The organism is Veillonella sp. 20925_1_51 (assembly GCF_041431445.1).
GTDB lineage: Bacteria > Bacillota > Negativicutes > Veillonellales > Veillonellaceae > Veillonella > Veillonella nakazawae.
In genome coordinates, this window is record NZ_JAPVXT010000003.1 from 107,117 (window position 1) to 124,292 (window position 17,176).

General features: G+C 34.8%; 26 protein-coding genes and 1 tRNA gene. 19 read left to right on the forward strand and 8 right to left on the reverse strand.

From position 1 onward, the window contains the following. Position 1 precedes the first annotated feature (1 nt). The 4 genes from O3607_RS04435 to O3607_RS04450 all read left to right on the forward strand — a co-directional run bounded on the left by O3607_RS04435 (position 2) and on the right by O3607_RS04450 (position 4,297). On the forward strand, positions 2–325 hold the full coding sequence (locus O3607_RS04435) for a YolD-like family protein (protein ID WP_174683244.1): 324 nt from the start codon (positions 2–4) through the stop codon (positions 323–325). 387 nt (positions 326–712) lie between these two features. Further along, positions 713–2,845, forward strand: coding sequence for a heavy metal translocating P-type ATPase (locus tag O3607_RS04440; protein WP_371443387.1), 2,133 nt, complete (start codon positions 713–715; stop codon positions 2,843–2,845). Between the two features lie 302 nt (positions 2,846–3,147). Beyond that, the gene (locus O3607_RS04445) at positions 3,148–4,101 is read left to right on the forward strand and encodes a magnesium transporter CorA family protein (protein WP_129823319.1); all 954 of its coding nucleotides are present in this window, start codon (positions 3,148–3,150) and stop codon (positions 4,099–4,101) included. A 107-nt stretch (positions 4,102–4,208) separates the two neighbouring features. Beyond that, positions 4,209–4,297: transfer RNA gene (locus O3607_RS04450), tRNA-Ser, on the forward strand. A gap of 203 nt (positions 4,298–4,500) precedes the next feature. On the opposite strand, the gene O3607_RS04455 is transcribed toward O3607_RS04450, so the two are convergent. The 4 genes from O3607_RS04455 to O3607_RS04470 form a co-directional block, all read right to left on the reverse strand. Next, positions 4,501–5,664 carry a tyrosine-type recombinase/integrase gene (locus O3607_RS04455; RefSeq protein WP_371443388.1) on the reverse strand — a complete coding sequence of 388 codons (1,164 nt, stop codon included), beginning with the start codon at positions 5,662–5,664 and terminating at the stop codon, positions 4,501–4,503. Positions 5,665–5,902: 238 nt separating this feature from the next. Beyond that, positions 5,903–7,051 (reverse strand): Fic family protein, encoded by a 1,149-nt coding sequence (locus tag O3607_RS04460; protein ID WP_371443389.1) that lies wholly within the window; start codon positions 7,049–7,051, stop codon positions 5,903–5,905. Positions 7,052–7,097: 46 nt separating this feature from the next. Beyond that, on the reverse strand, positions 7,098–7,364 hold the full coding sequence (locus tag O3607_RS04465; protein ID WP_371443390.1) for an ImmA/IrrE family metallo-endopeptidase: 267 nt from the start codon (positions 7,362–7,364) through the stop codon (positions 7,098–7,100). A 20-nt stretch (positions 7,365–7,384) separates the two neighbouring features. Further along, positions 7,385–7,771, reverse strand: a complete 387-nt coding sequence (locus O3607_RS04470; protein ID WP_371443391.1) for a helix-turn-helix domain-containing protein — start codon at positions 7,769–7,771, stop codon at positions 7,385–7,387. A gap of 173 nt (positions 7,772–7,944) precedes the next feature. On the opposite strand from O3607_RS04470, the gene O3607_RS04475 reads away from it, so the two are divergent. Both O3607_RS04475 and O3607_RS04480 read left to right on the forward strand, forming a co-directional pair. Continuing rightward, complete coding sequence (locus O3607_RS04475; protein WP_371443392.1) at positions 7,945–8,166, forward strand: DUF739 domain-containing protein; 222 nt, start codon at positions 7,945–7,947, stop codon at positions 8,164–8,166. Between the two features lie 34 nt (positions 8,167–8,200). Further along, a complete protein-coding gene (locus O3607_RS04480; protein ID WP_371443393.1) occupies positions 8,201–8,440 on the forward strand; it encodes a hypothetical protein in 240 nt (79 codons plus the stop codon). Here O3607_RS04480 and O3607_RS04485 read toward each other — a convergent pair. Further along, positions 8,397–9,098 (reverse strand): hypothetical protein, encoded by a 702-nt coding sequence (locus tag O3607_RS04485; protein WP_371443394.1) that lies wholly within the window; start codon positions 9,096–9,098, stop codon positions 8,397–8,399. The two genes, O3607_RS04480 and O3607_RS04485, sit on opposite strands and share 44 nt — an antisense overlap. Before the next feature lie 131 nt (positions 9,099–9,229). Between O3607_RS04485 and O3607_RS04490 the strand changes: the two genes are divergently transcribed. Then, the gene (locus O3607_RS04490) at positions 9,230–9,442 is read left to right on the forward strand and encodes a hypothetical protein (protein WP_024064204.1); all 213 of its coding nucleotides are present in this window, start codon (positions 9,230–9,232) and stop codon (positions 9,440–9,442) included. Here O3607_RS04490 and O3607_RS04495 read toward each other — a convergent pair. After that, positions 9,402–9,890, reverse strand: a complete 489-nt coding sequence (locus O3607_RS04495; RefSeq protein WP_371443395.1) for a hypothetical protein — start codon at positions 9,888–9,890, stop codon at positions 9,402–9,404. The two genes, O3607_RS04490 and O3607_RS04495, sit on opposite strands and share 41 nt — an antisense overlap. 60 nt (positions 9,891–9,950) lie before the next feature. Here O3607_RS04495 and O3607_RS04500 point away from each other — a divergent pair, with 60 nt between their 5' ends. Next, on the forward strand, positions 9,951–10,169 hold the full coding sequence (locus tag O3607_RS04500) for a hypothetical protein (RefSeq protein ID WP_371443396.1): 219 nt from the start codon (positions 9,951–9,953) through the stop codon (positions 10,167–10,169). On the opposite strand, the gene O3607_RS04505 is transcribed toward O3607_RS04500, so the two are convergent. Continuing rightward, complete coding sequence (locus O3607_RS04505; RefSeq protein WP_371443397.1) at positions 10,129–10,491, reverse strand: DUF2513 domain-containing protein; 363 nt, start codon at positions 10,489–10,491, stop codon at positions 10,129–10,131. The genes O3607_RS04500 and O3607_RS04505 overlap by 41 nt on opposite strands. A 59-nt stretch (positions 10,492–10,550) precedes the next feature. On the opposite strand from O3607_RS04505, the gene O3607_RS04510 reads away from it, so the two are divergent. After that, positions 10,551–10,745: a hypothetical protein gene (locus O3607_RS04510; protein ID WP_371443398.1), complete on the forward strand. Its 195-nt coding sequence runs from the start codon at positions 10,551–10,553 to the stop codon at positions 10,743–10,745. Here the strand turns inward: O3607_RS04510 and O3607_RS04515 are convergent. Further along, positions 10,732–11,376 (reverse strand): hypothetical protein, encoded by a 645-nt coding sequence (locus tag O3607_RS04515; RefSeq protein WP_371443399.1) that lies wholly within the window; start codon positions 11,374–11,376, stop codon positions 10,732–10,734. The genes O3607_RS04510 and O3607_RS04515 overlap by 14 nt on opposite strands. A gap of 138 nt (positions 11,377–11,514) precedes the next feature. Here O3607_RS04515 and O3607_RS04520 point away from each other — a divergent pair, with 138 nt between their 5' ends. From O3607_RS04520 to O3607_RS04565, 10 genes are all read left to right on the forward strand, one after another. After that, positions 11,515–11,643 (forward strand): hypothetical protein, encoded by a 129-nt coding sequence (locus O3607_RS04520; RefSeq protein WP_371443400.1) that lies wholly within the window; start codon positions 11,515–11,517, stop codon positions 11,641–11,643. Positions 11,644–11,821: 178 nt separating this feature from the next. Further along, positions 11,822–12,109 carry a hypothetical protein gene (locus tag O3607_RS04525; protein WP_371443401.1) on the forward strand — a complete coding sequence of 96 codons (288 nt, stop codon included), beginning with the start codon at positions 11,822–11,824 and terminating at the stop codon, positions 12,107–12,109. A gap of 321 nt (positions 12,110–12,430) precedes the next feature. Further along, positions 12,431–13,228, forward strand: coding sequence for a hypothetical protein (locus tag O3607_RS04530; RefSeq protein ID WP_371443403.1), 798 nt, complete (start codon positions 12,431–12,433; stop codon positions 13,226–13,228). Positions 13,229–13,260: 32 nt separating this feature from the next. Then, positions 13,261–13,632, forward strand: a complete 372-nt coding sequence (locus tag O3607_RS04535) for a single-stranded DNA-binding protein (protein WP_371443404.1) — start codon at positions 13,261–13,263, stop codon at positions 13,630–13,632. A gap of 8 nt (positions 13,633–13,640) precedes the next feature. Then, on the forward strand, positions 13,641–13,847 hold the full coding sequence (locus O3607_RS04540) for a hypothetical protein (protein WP_279007793.1): 207 nt from the start codon (positions 13,641–13,643) through the stop codon (positions 13,845–13,847). Positions 13,848–13,930: 83 nt separating this feature from the next. Then, on the forward strand, positions 13,931–14,704 hold the full coding sequence (locus tag O3607_RS04545) for a phage antirepressor KilAC domain-containing protein (RefSeq protein WP_371443405.1): 774 nt from the start codon (positions 13,931–13,933) through the stop codon (positions 14,702–14,704). Further along, entirely contained in the window at positions 14,701–15,120 is a 420-nt protein-coding gene (locus O3607_RS04550; protein ID WP_371443406.1) for a hypothetical protein, read from the forward strand. Before O3607_RS04545 ends, O3607_RS04550 begins: the two co-directional genes overlap by 4 nt. A 671-nt stretch (positions 15,121–15,791) precedes the next feature. Further along, positions 15,792–16,289: a hypothetical protein gene (locus O3607_RS04555; RefSeq protein ID WP_371443407.1), complete on the forward strand. Its 498-nt coding sequence runs from the start codon at positions 15,792–15,794 to the stop codon at positions 16,287–16,289. Next, positions 16,282–16,632 carry a DUF4406 domain-containing protein gene (locus tag O3607_RS04560; protein ID WP_371443408.1) on the forward strand — a complete coding sequence of 117 codons (351 nt, stop codon included), beginning with the start codon at positions 16,282–16,284 and terminating at the stop codon, positions 16,630–16,632. Before O3607_RS04555 ends, O3607_RS04560 begins: the two co-directional genes overlap by 8 nt. Next, positions 16,629–17,054 carry a DUF1492 domain-containing protein gene (locus tag O3607_RS04565; protein WP_316113039.1) on the forward strand — a complete coding sequence of 142 codons (426 nt, stop codon included), beginning with the start codon at positions 16,629–16,631 and terminating at the stop codon, positions 17,052–17,054. Before O3607_RS04560 ends, O3607_RS04565 begins: the two co-directional genes overlap by 4 nt. The last annotated feature ends 122 nt before the right edge of the window (positions 17,055–17,176 follow it).

Here is a 17,176-nt window from a genome sequence, read left to right on the forward strand (position 1 = left end):
AATGAAACATCGTATGTCTCGTTTGCAACGGGCGAAACAATTTATGCCCTTTGCGGCATTAAAGGGATTTGAAGTATTACTGGCAGCTGTGGCACGGCCTAAAGAGAATCGTGTAGAGCTATCGGAGGATCAAATAGAGGAATTAAACCGTACTATACAATCCTTGGTGGAAGGGGATTTTGTACGAGTGCTTTATTATACAGGTCATTGCTATACGGAATTAGTAGGGACTATCGAGGCGATAGGTAAACCTACACATAGTCTATCTATTGAGGGCGTAGCCATTGCTTTTAAAGATATAAAGGAAATTAATCTTTTTGAATAAGAATCCTTTTGAATAAGAACCTTTGAAGAGTTGATAATAATAACACTAATGTAATTGGTAAAGTAATCAAATAAAGAAACTCAGTAAAGTAAATTGTAAAGTGAAGAAAAATAGATTTGGCCTATGCTCATGTATGATGAGTATAGGCTATTTTACTATTGTTTATTATCATAGATATTTTGATAATTCTTCTTGACATACACCATATCTTCTATTAAAATAAACATATGAATAGGTATTCATATAAATGAAAATATCTGATGAAAAATGTTTAGGAACATATATAACAAAATATGAAACAAGATATGTCTAATAAGTATTAGAAAAATATTACCTATTAACTTACAATACAGGATAGAAACTTTCACTATTATCAAAGGAGATATCATGGAAGAAACATTGTTATTGAAGAATTTGAACTGTCCGAACTGCGCAGCAAAAATTGAAGATCGTATCCGTAAAATGGATGTGGTAGAGACTGCAAATTTCACACTTGCTACACATCAATTAAAATTAACCGGCTCTTGGGAAGACCGTGAAGCTCTTAAACGTGACATTCAAGACATTTGTGATGCCATCGAAGAGGGCGTAACCGTAGCAGATTATGAACGTAAATCTAAAGCGGCTATGGATGATCATGGTCCTGACCAGGATCGTGGTGGTGATGCTGTAACAATTGCAGTCATCGTAGCAGGCTTGTTATTTATGATTTATGACGTTTTGTCATCCTTTGTGCCGTCCATCGGCTTGCCAGAGTCTATCGAAACTCCAATTTACTATATTGCCTATATTCTTCTTGCGTTCCCTGTATTGCGTATCGCAGGTCGTAATATCTTAAAAGGCCAAGTGTTCGACGAGAACTTCTTGATGTCTATCGCTACATTGGGCGCTATTGCTATCGATGCATTGCCTGAAGCCGTAGGCGTTATCTTGTTCTACCGTATTGGTGAGTTCTTCGAAGAAAAAGCAACTGATCGTAGTCGTACAGAAATCATGAACGCTGTCGATATGCGTCCTCAGGAGGTGCGGGTTGTAGATACAGACTGCGGTGGTGAAATCGTAGTTATGGCTCCTGAAAAGGTTGAAGTAGGCTGGACTATCGAAGTTCGTCCTGGCGATTTAATTCCTCTAGACGGCACAGTGCTTGAAGGTGAAACACGCGTTAATACAGCACCTGTAACAGGTGAACCTGTACCTGTTCGCGCCGTACCTGGCACTCAACTTATGTCTGGTTGCATCAATGAATCTGGTCGCATTACAATGCGTGTAGATAAGGTTCTTGAAGAATCCATGGTTACTAAAATTCTTGATGCCGTGGAAAATGCAGCATCTTCTAAACCTAAAATCGACCGTTTCATTACGCGTTTTGCTCGCGTATACACACCAATCGTTGTAGCTCTTGCATTGGCTGTAGCTATCATTCCATCCCTTATTACTGGTGAATGGCATAAATGGATCTACACAGCCTTAACATTCCTCGTTATTTCTTGCCCATGTGCATTGGTGCTTAGCGTGCCACTTGCATTCTTCTCCGGTATCGGCAATGCGTCTAAACACGGTATCTTATTAAAAGGTGGTCGCGTTATCGAGGCGTTGGCTAATGTGAAAGCAGTAGCTCTTGATAAAACTGGTACTATCACATCTGGTGAGTTCAAAGTTCACAGCGTAGAAACTGTAGGCTCTCATGTAAGTTCCAGTCAATTGTTATCCATGGCGGCAGCTATCGAAGCCGTTTCTACACATCCAATCGCAACAAGCATCGTGTCTGAAGCAAAAGATCAAGGCCTTACAGTGGAACCTTCTGATTTCGTTCAAGAGTTAGCTGGTGAAGGTATGGTGGGTATGACTGATGGTCAACAAGTACTTATTGGTAACCGTCGCCTTATGGAACGCTATAATGTGCAAGGCTATCCAACAGAGGCTGCTGAATATGGCACAGAAGTTCTTGTTGCAGAAGGTAATACATACTTAGGTCGTATCATCATCGCCGATGAAGCTCGCCCAGACTCTGCTGAAGCGATTGCTAATCTTAATGGTCAAGATATTAAAACTGTTATGCTTACAGGTGATGCTGAAGCAAGTGCAAATTATATCGCTAAAGAAACTGGCGTAAGTGCTGTACGTGCTCAGTTGTTGCCTCAAGATAAATTGTCCGTTGTACAAGATATTCGCTCTGAATATGGTCCAACTATGTTCGTAGGGGATGGCATCAACGATGCTCCAGTACTTGCTGGTGCTGATGTTGGTGGCGCGATGGGTAGCGGTGCTGATGCGGCTATCGAGGCAGCAGATGTTGTGTTCATGCGTCCATCCTTGACTGCTATTGCACATATCCTTGACTTGTCCAAAGCGACATTGCGTGTAGCATGGCAAAACGTTGTATTCGCTATTGCTGTTAAAATCCTTATCATGGCGCTTGGCCTCATGGGCTATGCATCCATGTGGTGGGCAGTATTTGGTGATACTGGCGTATCCATCCTTTGTATCTTGAACTCTGTTCGTATCTTGCGCCGCAATTAGGTGAAAGCAGAGTTTATAGCTCTGTAGAGGAACGAAATAAATTACATTATCCTGATCTGAATGATTAGGGCGGATATAAATAACCTCTAGGTTAGTTACTGACTAACTTAGAGGTTATTTTATTGCGTGGATTAAACATTACGATACTTTTACTATATACATTTGTACATCATAAATAGACATAAAACTGTATATGTATGTACTAGATACACAAAACTTTCACAATTGAATTGAATAATAGCTATAAAATAGTATATAATTTATTAGATGATTACTATAAGTTCGTTGGAAGGAGGGATAGCATGATTACGGTGTATAAACATATAGAAGAAGAGTTAGTTTCCGATAGCACTGTATCAGATGCCACAAAAGGTTCTTGGGTAAATTTGGTGAACCCAGACCCCGATGAGTTATCCCTTATCAATATTTTGACGGAAATCCCAACGGACGTTTTAAAGACCGCTCTCGATATGGAAGAACGTTCTCACGTGGAGTTAGAGGATAACTACATCTTTATCGTTATTAATATTCCGGTTATCCGCGGTAACGATATGTATGATACAGTACCGCTTGGTATTTTCTTAACGCCAGACTTCTTCATTACCATCTGCTTAGAAGAATCTGAAGTGTTGTATCCATTCATTTCTAATCAGATTTCTACGTTCTATACATACAAAAAGACGCGTTTCTTGTTCCAAATCTTGTATCGCACAGCAACTATGTTCTTGCGCTACTTGCAACAAATCAATCGCCGTACTGACGATATTGAAGTCCAATTGCGTCATACTACAAAGAATAAAGACTTCTTCCAATTGTTGGAATTACAGAAATCCATGACATACTTTACATCTGCATTGCGCACGAATGGTACCGTTATGGAACGTCTATTGCGCTTGCGTGGTCATAGTTCCTATAAACATCTTCTCAAGATGTACGAAGAGGATGAGGACTTACTAGAGGACGTTATCATCGAGAATAAACAGGCCATCGAGATGGTTGAAATGTACTCTAATATCTTGATGAACATGATGAACGCCTTTACATCCATCATTTCTAATAACCTTAACTTGGTTATGAAAATGTTGGCGACCCTTACTATTGCTATGGCGGTGCCAACAATCGTATTTAGCTTGTGGGGGACAAACGTGCCATTGCCATTCCAAGAGGATCCAGAGGGATTCTATGAGGTTATAGGTGTTGCATTAGTATTCTCTATTATTGCTATCATTGGTATGTGGAAAAAAGACTTGTTCTAATCACTAAATACACATGAAAAAAGCTGGCTATGAGCCAGCTTTTTTACTTGCTTAACTATTACGTTATTGCTTATTATTGGGCCAATCTGATATAATAGTACCGTTATGGAGAGGTGTCCGAGTGGTTTAAGGAGCTGGTCTTGAAAACCAGTGACTCCGCAAGGGGCCGTGGGTTCGAATCCCACCCTCTCCGCCACCAATACATACAACTATCACGGATTACAACAAATTGCAACGAACTATAACAAACATAGTAAGAATAAAGGTTTATAATGGTGTTGTGGAATTGAAATTATAACAAATTGTAACGGATTATAACACAATTTTGCCACCATTTTGCCCCCAAAAGAATAAAATAATTTGCCCCCATTGCATGCAGTATGTAATGGGGGCATTTTTCTATTTATGACTAATAGTAGATCCAATTTTATTAATAGCGTTATTCAATTCTGATTTCATTTCATCAGTAACATGAGTATAAACGGCTAATGTAGTGCGTGGTTCATTGTGGCCAACACGTTCCATGATTGCTTTTAATGGTACATTAGCCTCTGCTAGAAATGAAATATGTGTATGTCTGAATGTGTGCGAACTAATCGGTTTGTGAAAATCAACTTTCTTTAATATTTTATTTACAAAATGCACATCAAATGGATAACCACCATCTGTTACAAAGATGTAATCAGTTTTTGCAAAACGAGGTTTCCATAATTGTTTTGATTTATTCATTGTAATAAAATGATTAATTATTTGTTTGGCTCTAGAATCTAAGGACACCTTTCTAATTGAATAGATATTTTTAGGCGATGATCTAATAGCCTCGCTTTTTAAACTACCATAAGACGATAAAGAAGCATTCACATCAATTTCGGATTTTCTCTCATCATAATCTTGAACACGCAACGCTACCATTTCGCCAAAGCGTAAACCTGTTAAGGATTGAAATTCACACAAGAGAGCAACAGTTGGATTGATAGCATCTAATTTATTAAGTAATAATTTTAGTTCTTTTTGTGTTAAGAATTTATCTCGTTGTCGTTGCACTTTCTCTACATTTAGTACAGGTTTTTGAAGTTCTAGATTATCGAAAAAAGAAATATCATGGATAAATTCCATACGACGAGCATATTTGAAAGCTTGGCGAAGTAAACTAAAGATAGCTTTCGTATAGGAGTAAGAGCGATTTAAAGCAATAGAATCCAAAGCGTTTTGTAATGTATATGTGTTTATATTTCCTATAAGGATATCTGCAGGTATAATTTCTAAAATCTTATTTTTATAGATCCTGTAATTGCGTTGAGTAGCTGGCTTCCTAAATGATTGTCTAGACTCAAGATATTTGGTAAGCAATGCATCTAAAGTCATTTCCATAGCAACATTAGTGTTAGTTGCCTTATTAATTAAAGCTTGTAATTCAATCTGTGCAGCCTTATGTGCTTGTCTGCTATTTGTTGCATATGTAACAGATACACGTTTTATCTTGCCACTATATGGGCAAGTATAACGCTCCAAAAATCTATAACGAGTTTGGCCGTCTTTTGTAGTTCGTGTTTCAACCCACATTAAAAATACCTCCTAGGCTAAAAAATGGTATAGTAAATAAGCCTTAGATGTATGTTATAATATAAATATGCGGTGTCTCTAAGGCATCAAGCCTCTATCTAGTAGTAGCTAGATAGAGGCCTTTTTTATTTTGTCTAATATTTTTATGTATAATGGACTATTAAAAAATATAGTCCAATATAATGCGATATATTGGACTATAAAAATATATAGTCTAAAAAAGATTAAAATATTAGACTTAACTATCTATAATACTTAATAATTTTGGACAAATAAATGTTCTGTTTTTAGCTTTATCTGAACTAATTAAAATATCTTGATCTACCATTTTATTCAACAGTGTAAATACAGTTTGTTTACTAGCATTGATTTCTTCAATAAGTTGTTTACTTGTAAATATAGGATGCTGGAAAATAAAGTCTAAAATTGGAATGAAGTAATATGATTTTATAGAATCGCCTAAAGATTTAAATTGCTCATATAAAGATAAAATATTTAAAGCTTTTTTTGTATTGTTATGAGATTCAGTGATTATGCCACTTAGGAAGAAATAAATCCAAGATACCCAATTATTATTTTTAGAAATATTGGCTAAATTATGAATGTATTCATCACGATTCCGTTCGAAGTAAGAACTCATATAGAATATGGGGGATGGAATAATTCCACGATAATAAAAGAATAAAGGAATTAGTAATCTGCCTATACGTCCATTCCCATCTTCAAATGGATGAATCATTTCAAATTGTGCATGAATAATAGCTGCTTGAATTAATGGATTTATCTCATCATAGTGTAAATACGTTTCTAGATTAGACATATAAGAGTCTGTTAATTGAGGGGAAACAGGTGTATAAGAAATAAAATCATAGCCACCAATATAGTTCTGTAACTTTTTAAAATCCCCTGGATGTTTAGTAGAACCACGAACATTATCTAGGAGAATAGCATGCATTTCTTTAATAATTTTTATTGTTAAGGGTTCTTTACTATCAGGATTAGACAACTGATTATATGGTGAAATTGTATCTAATGCATGTTTTAATGCAGAACGATAATTGAGGATTTCTTTTAACTCATCATCTTGAATATCAGTTTGGTTGCCAGCTTCATGATTAAGAATATCTTCAAGAGTTGCGTGTGTACCTTCTAATTTAGAGGATAATACAGCCTCTTGTGTAGTAATAGGGGATAAAAGCAAAACAGGATTAGGCGTATTCACTAAAAAGCCTTTATATTCACCTAGAGCCATATTTGCTTCTGAAGATAATTTGATTAACTCAGGAGTGAGTAAATTAAAAGTATCAAAAGGTAAACGTTGAGGTTCGTATGGTGGAGGTGCAGATCTACGTAATTCTGCAAGCCTTTCATCAGTAATATTAGACATAAAAGTTATCTCCTAAAAATAAGCAACCATAAGTAAACAGTAAATATTACAAAACATGATGATAGAAATCTATTTCATCTAATACATCATCAGTAAGTTCTTTCCGTCTTACCATATGTTCAATGAGGTTAACATGTTGGTCAACGTGGAAATCTTCATTGATGATATGTAATAATTCATGAGCAACTTCTTTCCTCATATCTTCAATAGACATATTTTTACGGATATAAATATTGTGAACACCTTCATCCTCCCCTGTAGATGTAACAGCTTTCACATTAGGAATATCACACTCAATAATATTAATAATCACACTAACAACCCCTAATAGTTTTATTTATTATGTTTTAATTTTAAAAGTTCAATATATTCAACTGCTTTTTCCATATCTTCTTTGGAAATGCCACGTGATGCGGAGAATAACATACGCATTTCTGGGCGAGTACGAAGCATTTCAGCATATTCAGCAGTTTCAGGATCTACATAATAACCTTCAGTTTGATTTGTTGGAATATTCTCATCATAACCAAGTAACCATGCAGGACTAACATTTAATGCTTTAGCAATAATATATACTTTATCTTGCTTTGGTTCGTATCGGTTATTTAACCAATCAGAAATGGAAGATTGACGGATACCAGTACGCTTTGCTAATTCAGTTTGAGTTATCTTGCGCTCTTTCATGATACTTTTTAAACGATTTATAAATTGAATACTCATGATAACTTCTCCTTTAATACTTGCTATACGACCATTATAAACGGAAAACCGTCAAAAGTAAACATATTTTTATAAATATTAAACCAAATTTAAACGGAAAACCGATAGACAAAAGAGAGAAACAAGTGTATTATTGAATTACGGAAAGCCGATAATTAAAAGGAGGTGAGAAAATGGAATTTGATTATACAAATCTAAGAGCATTTATCAAAGAACATTTTCACAATCTAAAAGGGTTTGCTCAATTTCTAGGTATTGGTACAACACAGCTGGGGCAACGTTTAGCGAATAAAGTACCATTTACTCAAAGAGAAATTGATAGAGTGGCAAACAATATGGAATGTGGAAAATTAGACATGAATAAAATTGATGCTCTTTTTTTTCAAAAGAAATAACGGAAATCTGATAATTTAGAAGAGGTGAAATCAAATGAAGAAGAGTGATCTATTAAATCTATTGAAACAAGATTTTAGACCAATGCGTATTGATGGCAGGGGGTTATTTATTGAAGAGCCACCAAGAATTGTAAAAGATATTATTGAACGAATAAAAAAAGAAGAAGGAATCACATACGCCGAAGCATATGGACTCCTTCAACTAACAAAAGAATATTTGGAATATGAAGCTAATTATTTATCTCCGATATTTGCAAAGAAAGAATCTGAATAGGTTCATTTTCTGGAATCTGTAAGAAGTCATATTTTTTATTTAGACCGATAAAAGTAACATCATACAGATTACTAGGCAATGAAATTGAACTATTAACCATAGTATTTAAAGGTAAATGACAAATAGTATTTAGTAAGCATCTAGGGTTAGAAATTAAGTAATTAATTATAAAAGGAAAAGTTGTGTTTTTAAAAGAATCTTGAACTGCAGAGTATAGCTTTTCCCAATCAACTAATTCTAATTCCTTAGATTTTAACATTGGCCTTTCTAATAAAGGTTGATAGTCAAGATAAGTTAAAGAATTACATTCAATTAATTCACCTAAAGCTTGAATTAAAAAAGAAACGTTGTAATGCTTCATTCCTTCATTAATTAGTGTAGAGATTGAATATTCAACTATCTGTAATTCTTTAATAGTAAACGTTTCGCACATTATAATCACCTCCTTTCTAAAACCAAAATCACGGAATTGAGCGATACTAGAGGATTTCGCTAATTGAAGCATTGGGTTATTAGCTACATTTTGAGCTAATGCTAATGCTCCTTGTGTTTGAGAATTAAGGTCAAAAGCTTTTGCAAATGGAGTATTTGCAGAAGATTGAATCATAGAAATAACTTTATTTGTATTTTTAAGAATTTCTAATTGTGGTTGAACCACCAAGATGTTATCGTAAAGGTTTTTTATCCTTTACATCTACTTGTTACCAAGTAGTTCAGCATATGTCATTATCCTATCAAAAACATTATACATGAATAAATGATGAAAATAAAACAAAGAGGTGAAATCAAATGAAAGATTTAAGACAACCAATGAACAGCGCTCAACTATATCAAGTGAAAGAGTCATATAAAGATCCAATTGTAATGGAAGTGATTTCCTTATTAAAACAAAAAGAAGGACTTACATATGCAGGGGCAAATGAAATCCTTCTTAGTGTTTCTACTGTATTAGAATATGAAGCTACTTATCTTTCAAAGTTACCGTTGCAGAAAGAACAGTAATAGGCTCATCTTTATCAATAAATAAAACTGGAACTTTGTGATTAGAACCTAAGAAAAGAACATTATTTAGAGTATTAGGAAGCTTTGAAAGTTGTTTTTCATCGGACTTAGTAATGAAGTCAACATGTAGAAATAGGTTCAAGAAAAAAGTTATGTCCTTGGCAAGCCAACTGATTAAGGAATTACGAATATTGTGTGTTTGTGGAAGTGGCAATAGTTTAAGTAATTCATCATATTCGATTAATTCAAGAGGAGTTAGTTCGAAACGATTTTTATAATCTGGTGGAATGATTGGGACGTATGGATTTTCAGTATAAAGCAAGGATTTACATGTAATCAATTCACCATGTAACTTACAAAGAAATTCGACTTCATAGAAGTTATCAATAGTAAGTGTTTGATAGATTGCAAATTCTAAAGCTTGTAACTCTTTAATTGTTTTAGTCATAAACTCACCTCCTTTCAAGCTAATTATAACACTAGGCAATGAGATGCGAAGGAGAGACAAATGGGAACAAATAGTGATGCATTAATAAATGAAATGCGAAAAGAGGTTAGTCAAATACGAATTATTAAATTGATTGGAGCTAAGAACCTTATTAAAGAAGTAATACATTATGATCCAAGTAAAAACTCAAAATATAAAACAATAATTAACATGATTGATGAAGCAATTGTAGATGAACTTAAAGTCCAAGAAAAGTCAATGCAAGCTTTGAGGCAATAACTTTGACAACCTCAAGAGAAGCTGAACCACTAATCTTACCAAGAGTGGTTTTAGTTTGTTTCCAAATAGAATCATCACGAATTGTATCTAAATAATCATGACCTTCGTTCGTTAATCTAGTAATGGAAATATAAGGTGCTGTTTCATCGATTATACCAATAATAAATCCTGCATCATCTAAAAGAAAAACATGATAAAGGATAAGTTCTTGGTTTTGATGAAGTTTTGCGAGGCTACTCAAAGTCAAAGATGCATCAATAGAATTAGAGTTTTCAATAGCAAATAATATATTTCGAATTAAATCTAAGTCACGTTTCATCATGAACACCTTCTTTCAAGCTAATTATAGCACTAAGAGAGGAGATAAAAGGGGGCGTATAAATGGATAGAAAAAAAGAGCCACATAATGCGGTTCAAAAAAAGTGGATTATATTTAGATATTTTAATGCTTTGAAATACAACAAAGACCAATCGCTAGAGGAAACATTACAAGACATAAGATATTGCACAAGAGTTAACCTAGGAATGTTTGTGATTGCAGTAATACTAACGATTTTAAATATTACGAGAATATAAAGGTTAATATTGCAATTATTATTGTTGTAAATATACCAATACCAGCTAACCATGCAGCAAATTTACCATATTTAGCAGATTCCTTTGAAATACGAAGACTTTCTTCTGCAAGTTGTAATGCATGATTTTCTTTTTCCAATTGATGCAAGAAATTTAAACCGGATACGGTTAGTTGAAATTCATCAGAATCATCAAAATAATAAGGTGCATAAAAATCTTTTGGTATAGTTACAAGTTTAAAGTAGGACTGTATTAGAGAGGTAGTATTAGAGATTGCAGATATACGATCAATAGAATAAAAGGGTGGTTCAACTTTCTTTTTTGGAGTGTTGAATAAATACAATTGGAGAGTTGCATCGTTTAATATGGATACTTCTGCTTTTAATTCAGCGTAAGTTTTTGAATTCCTATTAATGAATAATATTAATTTTTCTAAATTTTCATTGGTTAGATAATGAGCGTGTGAATCAAAGGAATCAAGTTCTTCTTTATAGTTTAAATACTCTTGTTCAATAGATTTTTGCGATAAATGAAAATTAGAAATCGGTAATGCTTTCATAATCCCTATATTTTTTTGAATGGCATTACTAATAGATTCGGATTTTTTTAATAAGTCATTAGTGGGTTTCATAAAAGACCTCCTTTTAAATAATTATAGCAATAAGAAAGGATTAATAAAATGGAAAGTGTTCAACCAAAATATGTTCCTATTAGCACACTAGCTAAGATATGGGGACGGAGCAAGATGTATATCTATAGAAGAATAGATATGATCCGCAATGAAGGTAGATTTAATGAAATCTGTATGCAACTAGGACCACAACAAACGCTGGTACATGTAGATAAATTTGAAGCATGGATGAAAGGGCAGCACATGAAGTGGCTAAAGGGGGCATAGAAGATGAACATTATAAATCTAATTACAACCGTGCAATGGTGCTTGGGAATATTGGGGTTAGGACTATATGGAGGAATTGAGCAAGCAGAAGGCTGGCAAATATTAATCAATATGGTTTTAACACTAACAACTGGCATCACAATTTGGATGTTAGGCAGGGTTAAGGAGGTGATAAAACATGAAAGACAAAAGAGAAAAAGCACTAGATCTACTAAAAACATATTTAATGTTTGATGATGAAGAAATGCAAGTTTTAAGGGAACACATTACATCAATCAGCGTAAGCAATAAAAGTGCAAGTTTAGACTTTACTATTCTTGCTAATGGATGCGCTATTTTTGTTAAGCGAAAGACAGGGGAATATGTATTACGCATAACAGGTAAAGGCCCAATTAAAGAAAACAAAGTATATCTTGCATTAAGGGCAAGAGAAATACTGCTTGATGCGGTGATGAATAATGAGTAGACACTGCAGCATATGTGATGAGTGCAATAAAAAAGGCCATGCCTACATACACTGTAGACAGGCCAAAGGGATTATATGTATGGAACATTGCGATGCATGCCAATATTTAGAGATTGAACAAGGTGACATGCATTGCAATTATCCTAGGCAAAAAGAAAAGGCTACTAATTAAAGTAGCCTAATCAAGCACGTAATTACGCACCAAACCTAACGTAATTATATCACACATGGGCATGAAAGACTAGAGAAAAGCTTATTTCAAGGCTTTTCTTATTAACTAGATATAACATATTAACAAATCAACCATGGGGAGTAATTACGATGAGGAAGCGTAAGAAGGTCATATCTAAAAATATGATAGAGGTACTTGATTATCACACATCAAGAACCTATAGGAAGAATGGAAAGCGTGTAAAAAAGAAAAGCATCACACCAGAAGCACAGAAAAAGCAAAATGAAAAACAAGCAGAAGCAATGCTGCGTATGTTGATTGATAATAACTTCACTACAAATGATTGTTACATCACACTCACATATAAAGAACAGCCTGCTACATGGGAAGATGCAAAGAAAGATATTCAGAATTTTATAAGAAGGCTAAAGCGAAGATATAAAAAACTGGATAAAGAATTGAAATACATTTACATAGCGGAGGGGAGAACAAGAATACATTTCCACATGATCATAAATAATGCGGAATTGTATTCAGATGAAATCAATGAATTATGGCCGCATGGTATGCATAAGCTGATGTTGTATCAAGGTAGAGCAGAAGACGCAGTGAGATTAGCAAGCTACTTTGTAAAAGAAAAAAGAAGTGCATGCTACTCAGATAAAGAAGATGCATTTAAGCGCAGGTGGAATAGTAGCAAAAACTTAGAAAAACCAAAAGTAAAAACAGAAATATTGAAGCCAAGTGAGTGGAGGGATTATATCCAACCGCCAAAAGGTTATTACGTAGAAACAGACAGTGTAGTTGAAGCTGTATCAGATGAAGGGTATCCTTACAGATTTTACAGATTAGTAAGAATTGAGGAGGTAAAACATGGAACTACTAGGAATAGGCATTGTGATAGGGGCAATGCTAGGAGTATCAATAACGGCATTATGCGTAATTAGTAAAGAATGTGAGAAATGGGAGGATGAAGTAAATGATAAACGTAAATGAAGTATTTTTGAGCGGTAACGTAGTAGCAGATGCAGAACTACGATATACAAAAACAGGAAAGCCAGTACTAACATTTAGAATGGCAACAAATAAATATGTGAATGAGCAACAGAGTACACAATATCACAACATAGTATGTTGGGTTGATGCGGAACTTTACAGTGGGTTACGTAAAGGTGATTTTGTAGCAGTAAATGGCGAATTAAGAACTAGATCCTACGAAAAAGACGGAAGTAAAAGATACATTACAGAGATTGTAGTCAAAAATCTTACATATGGCCTTAAACAAAATGAAAGCGGAGCAAGTAATTTTGAAAATGGATTTGTAGATGATGATGAAAATATTCCATTCTAGGAGGGAATATGCGAAGAGGTAGACCAAGAAAAATATGTAGCCATTCATTTGGACCAGCAAAAAGCGGTGCATTATGGGTGAAAGCATCTTGCCCTAAGGGGAAAACATCAATAAAAGTATTCAAAGGTAAAACTGCAGGTACATTACATTGGCTAAAGAAAGAAGAATGTGAAGACTGTCCTGCATATGCTCCAACAAAGATTTATAGAACATAAAAATATATGCTGAATTGATGCGGTGAGTAAATAAAATGGTTAGGTCATATAAGAAGTATTGCCTAATAGTAGGGGACAAAGTTATGAACCATGTAACAACACTATTCAATAGTAATGAGTTTGGGGAACTTAGAACAATCATTATTAAAGATGAAGTGTACTTTGTGGCCAAGAGCGTAGCAACTGCACTTGGCTATAAAGATACTGCAGATGCAATTAGAAAACATATTGATGAAGAAGATAAGCTGCGTTGGCAAATTGCCGACACAGGTCAAAACAGAGAAACATATTTAATCAATGAGTCTGGACTATATTCATTGATATTGAAATCAAAGATGCCAGGTGCGAAGAAATTTAAACGCTGGGTAACTAGCGAAGTACTTCCACAAATTAGAAAAACAGGAAGCTATGATCTACATATTCCAAAGACACTACCAGAAGCATTGAGATTATACGCAGACGAAGTAGAAGCACATAACCAATCAAAGGCTATCATTGAGCAACAGAAACAACAAATAGCGGAATATGAGCCAAAGGTTGACTATGTGGACAAAATACTAAGCAGTACAAATGCAATGACAGTAACACAGATTGCTGCAGACTATGGATTAAGTGCTAAAGCTTTAAACAAGATACTACATGATGCACACATCCAACGTAGCGTAAACGGTCAATGGATTTTGTACAGCGATTTAATGCGAAAAGGGTACACAAAGACTAAGACACACACATACATGACTACAGACGGAAGATTGGAGTGCAAAGCATCTACACGCTGGACACAAAAAGGAAGATTGATGATACACGAGTTACTAAAGAAACTGGGCATCAATGCAGTGTGTGAGGAGGTAGCATGAAGCCATTAGTATATAAAGGCCTACGAAAGAACGTGAACAGGTCAGAATGGGTAAGTAGTGATGAAATAAAGCAAAGCTACTCACAAATAAGACTATTAGCAGTAGAAAATGATACCTATGCATGGGTACCAATTGAGGACGGAACACTATGTAGAGGAAGCGAAGCAAAAGACACACTAGGACAAAGAATATACGAAAAGGACCATATTGAGTTTGATTGCAAATCAATACAAGATACACCAATGGTAGGGGAAGTATATTACAGCGTTGATAAATACCAATGGAGATGCAAGGCAATTAACCAGCAGGACACAACACAACATGATGCGGTATTAGATTTTGACTTAGCATTTGTATTAAATAATGGGAAAGTTAAAGTAATAGGCAATAGATTAGAGGGCTATGAGCATGAATGACAGATACAGAAATGTATGTAAAGCACATGATCATATTGTAAAAGGGCGCTCAAAAGAAGTTATTAAAGCGTTCATCCAACATTGGGGATATGTATTCATATCATCTGATGCATTGATGAAGGCAAGGATGCGAAGAGATGAATTAAAGGGGGAGCAAAGTATTTAATCAATGGGCAAGGAGTTATTATGAAACCACCATGCAGGGAGTGCCAATTTAGAGAAGTAGGATGCCACAGTAAATGTGAAAGTTATATTCAATGGAGAGTGCAGCTAGATAAATATAACGAGCAGAAGAATATACAGGGAGATGCCTATAAATATATTGGGGATAACGTAAGAACCATTAGGCACAGGATGAGAAAGCTAAAAGGGTATAGCTGCACTGTAAAAGATTAAGGAGCAAACATGCAAAGAAAATGTCATAGATGTGATAGGTTGTTTACACCAGATAGCCATAACACATGGTGTCCAGATTGTAGAGTAGGCAAACCAGTAGAGCCTAGAAAGACGAAGGAACAACTAGAGCAAGAACGTGAAGCAAGATTAGAGAAAGCATTTAAATACACAAGATACTGTGTGCAGTGCGGAAAGAAATTTCACACTAACAAACGAAATAAAGTACTCTGTGGGGATTGGGTGTGCGAAGATAAACAACGGAAAGGAAAATAAAGATGAGGATACTAAGCATTGGATTTGGGGATAAAAAGAAAGTAAAGTATGAGAAAGTAAATAATGCTGGTATTACTGAAACATATCAACTGGTTACAGAAGATGATTTCAGACCAGAGATATTAGAAGCATATGTAAAAGCAAGAACGCTAGTATTTGAAGTATTTAAAGTATTTAAGCTGTTTGAAGAAGAGTGGATGAAGATTAAATCCATTAACTTTAAATGGCATAAACAACTGCCTAGAGTTATCACAGAAGTTAAATATGTGCTTTTGATAACAAATAAAAAAGGTGATGAATGTACAATTAGTACTTCATGGATCAAAGTAGAAGAGAAACCGCAAGATAAATTAATTCCATTAGTTGAAGAAATTGAGATGTTTGTAAAAGGTGCAAGAGCGCAGGGTAAACTATGGGAAGAAGAATTGGCAGATGATGCGGCTGAGGGTGAAACATTTCACATCAATGATCTAGTACAAGAGGGAGAAGCGGATGATTAAAAACCAATTAATATATGTAGCTCATCCATTTGGAGGAGATAAAGCCAATAAGTATTCCATTGATACAATCATGGAAAACCTAGTAATGATAGATAAGAACAATACATATCTATCACCTCTTCACAATTTCAGCATGTTGTACTTTGATACACAATACTCAAAAGGCTTAAAAATATGTTTGGACATGTTAAATAAATGTGATGCCTTAGTATTATGTGGGGACTGGGAAACATCTAAAGGCTGCATTGGTGAATGGTCATTTGCAATAGCAAAAGGGATGCCAATATATACATGGAAAGAATGGACCGATAAATTAAAGGAACAGGGGAATAATAGCCGATGACTGGAAGGGAATATTTAAATCAGATACGTGATACTGATTTGAATATAAGGTGTAAGGAGAGAGAAATATTTAGAATAAGACAAGATATCATGAGTTTACAAGCCATTGATTATAGTAAGGATAAAGTAAGTGGAGGGCAACCAATTACTATTGCGGATAAAGTTGCAAATCTTGATGCGGTTACAGAAGAGATTATGAAAGAATGGAGTGATTTCTTGCAGGAGAGAGAGCGAGCAAGATTTATGATCAATCAAATTTGTAGCACTAAGCAAAGGATTGTTTTAGTAGATAGGTACATTAATGGATGCACCTGGGAAAAGGTTGCAGAACTAATAGATTGTTCAAGGCAGAATGTTCATAACTTACATAAAAGAGCAATTAAAAATTTCGAGGAAATTTACAAAAAGGTTGCTATTATTTGACACTCAATATATGAGATACTGTATGTGGGCATGGATGAAGAGAACACTTTCAACAAGCCTCCTAGAAAAACTACACACTATTAAGGACTACATCATACACAGGTCGCACAACACTGTATGAT